This is a genomic window from Buttiauxella massiliensis (assembly GCF_902500225.1).
Lineage (GTDB): Bacteria > Pseudomonadota > Gammaproteobacteria > Enterobacterales > Enterobacteriaceae > Buttiauxella > Buttiauxella massiliensis.
The window spans coordinates 1-3,178 of record NZ_LR722680.1; the positions used below are offsets into that span (position 1 = coordinate 1).

The 3,178-nt window shown below is 51.9% G+C and carries 1 rRNA gene; it reads right to left on the minus strand.

The features are described from left to right. Nucleotides 1–121: 121 nt before the first annotated feature. Nucleotides 122–3,030: ribosomal RNA gene (locus GC128_RS22815) — 23S ribosomal RNA — on the minus strand. Nucleotides 3,031–3,178: the final 148 nt, after the last annotated feature.

Here is a 3,178-nt window from a genome sequence, read left to right on the forward strand (position 1 = left end):
TGCCGCCAGGCATATTCTGTTTCATCAACCGTCATGCTTTCACACAACCATCGACTTAAAATCTCGGTTCAAGCTGAAAATCAATATCTTAGTCTCTCAACCAAAACACCTTCGGTGTTGTAAGGTTAAGCCTCACGGATCATTAGTACTGGTTAGCTCAACGTATCGCTACGCTTACACACCCAGCCTATCAACGTCGTAGTCTTCAACGTTCCTTCAGGGGAATCAAGTTCCCAGGGAGAATTCATCTCGGGGCAAGTTTCGCGCTTAGATGCTTTCAGCGCTTATCTTTTCCGCATTTAGCTACCGGGCAATGCCATTGGCATGACAACCCGAACACCAGTGATGCGTCCACTCCGGTCCTCTCGTACTAGGAGCAGCCCCCCTCAATTCTCCAGCGCCCACGGCAGATAGGGACCGAACTGTCTCACGACGTTCTAAACCCAGCTCGCGTACCACTTTAAATGGCGAACAGCCATACCCTTGGGACCTACTTCAGCCCCAGGATGTGATGAGCCGACATCGAGGTGCCAAACACCGCCGTCGATATGAACTCTTGGGCGGTATCAGCCTGTTATCCCCGGAGTACCTTTTATCCGTTGAGCGATGGCCCTTCCATTCAGAACCACCGGATCACTATGACCTGCTTTCGCACCTGCTCGAGCCGTCACTCTCGCAGTCAAGCTAGCTTATGCCATTGCACTAACCTCACGATGTCCGACCGTGATTAGCTAACCTTCGTGCTCCTCCGTTACGCTTTAGGAGGAGACCGCCCCAGTCAAACTACCCACCAGACACTGTCCGCAACCCGGATCACGGGTCTACGTTAGAACACCAGCCATTAAAGGGTGGTATTTCAAGGTTGGCTCCACGCAGACTGGCGTCCACGCTTCAAAGCCTCCCACCTATCCTACACATCAAGGACCAGTGTTCAGTGTCAAGCTATAGTAAAGGTTCACGGGGTCTTTCCGTCTTGCCGCGGGTACACTGCATCTTCACAGCGATTTCAATTTCACTGAGTCTCGGGTGGAGACAGCCTGGCCATCATTACGCCATTCGTGCAGGTCGGAACTTACCCGACAAGGAATTTCGCTACCTTAGGACCGTTATAGTTACGGCCGCCGTTTACCGGGGCTTCGATCAAGAGCTTCAGCTTGCGCTTAACCCCATCAATTAACCTTCCGGCACCGGGCAGGCGTCACACCGTATACGTCCACTTTCGTGTTTGCACAGTGCTGTGTTTTTAATAAACAGTTGCAGCCAGCTGGTATCTTCGACTGCCTTCAGCTCCACCCGCGAGGGGTTTCACCTACCGACAGCGTGCCTTCTCCCGAAGTTACGGCACCATTTTGCCTAGTTCCTTCACCCGAGTTCTCTCAAGCGCCTTGGTATTCTCTACCTGACCACCTGTGTCGGTTTGGGGTACGATTTGATGTGACCTGATGCTTAGAGGCTTTTCCTGGAAGTGCGGCATTTGTTACTTCAGCACCGTAGTGCCTCGTCATCACACCTCAGCGTTAGATAAGAGTCCGGATTTACCTAAACTCTCCGCCTACATGCTTAAACCGGGACAACCGTCGCCCGGCTAACATAGCCCTCTCCGTCCCCCCTTCGCAGTCACACCGAGTACAGGAATATTAACCTGTTTCCCATCGACTACGCCTTTCGGCCTCGCCTTAGGGGTCGACTCACCCTGCCCCGATTAACGTTGGACAGGAACCCTTGGTCTTCCGGCGAGCGGGTTTTTCACCCGCTTTATCGTTACTTATGTCAGCATTCGCACTTCTGATACCTCCACCTGCCCTCACAGGCAAGCTTCGACGGCTTACAGAACGCTCCCCTACCCAACAACGCATAAGCGTCGCTGCCGCAGCTTCGGTGCATGGTTTAGCCCCGTTACATCTTCCGCGCAGGCCGACTCGACCAGTGAGCTATTACGCTTTCTTTAAATGATGGCTGCTTCTAAGCCAACATCCTGGCTGTCTGTGCCTTCCCACATCGTTTCCCACTTAACCATGACTTTGGGACCTTAGCTGGCGGTCTGGGTTGTTTCCCTCTTCACGACGGACGTTAGCACCCGCCGTGTGTCTCCCGTGATAACATTCTTCGGTATTCGTAGTTTGCATCGGGTTGGTAAGCCGGGATGGCCCCCTAGCCGAAACAGTGCTCTACCCCCGAAGATGAGTTCACGAGGCGCTACCTAAATAGCTTTCGGGGAGAACCAGCTATCTCCCGGTTTGATTGGCCTTTCACCCCCAGCCACAAGTCATCCGCTAATTTTTCAACATTAGTCGGTTCGGTCCTCCAGTTAGTGTTACCCAACCTTCAACCTGCCCATGGCTAGATCACCGGGTTTCGGGTCTATACCCTGCAACTTAACGCCCAGTTAAGACTCGGTTTCCCTGCGGCTCCCCTATACGGTTAACCTTGCTACAGAATATAAGTCGCTGACCCATTATACAAAAGGTACGCAGTCACCCCATAAAAGAGGCTCCCACTGCTTGTACGTACACGGTTTCAGGTTCTGTTTCACTCCCCTCGCCGGGGTTCTTTTCGCCTTTCCCTCACGGTACTTGTTCGCTATCGGTCAGTCAGGAGTATTTAGCCTTGGAGGATGGTCCCCCCATATTCAGACAGGATACCACGTGTCCCGCCCTACTCTTCGAGTTCACAGCAAGTGCATTTTTGTGTACGGGAGTATCACCCTGTACCCTGCGACTTTCCAGACGCTTCCACTAATGCACAAACTGATTCAGACTCTGGGCTGTTCCCCGTTCGCTCGCCGCTACTGGGGGAATCTCGGTTGATTTCTTTTCCTCGAGGTACTTAGATGTTTCAGTTCCCTCGGTTCGCTTCGTTAAGCTATGTATTCACTTAACGATAGTGCAACGAATTGCACTGGGTTTCCCCATTCGGAAATCGTCGGTTATAACGGTTCATATCACCTTACCGACGCTTATCGCAGATTAGCACGTCCTTCATCGCCTCTGACTGCCAGGGCATCCACCGTGTACGCTTAGTCGCTTAACCTCACAACCCGAAGATGTCTCGTGAGACACAATCGTATGTTGTGAAAATTTGAGAGACTCGAACATATCGTATTCCCATTCCTTATTACGGAGGAATGAGACGACATGTCGTTTCAATTTTCAGCTTGTTCCGGATTTTTAAAGAGCAA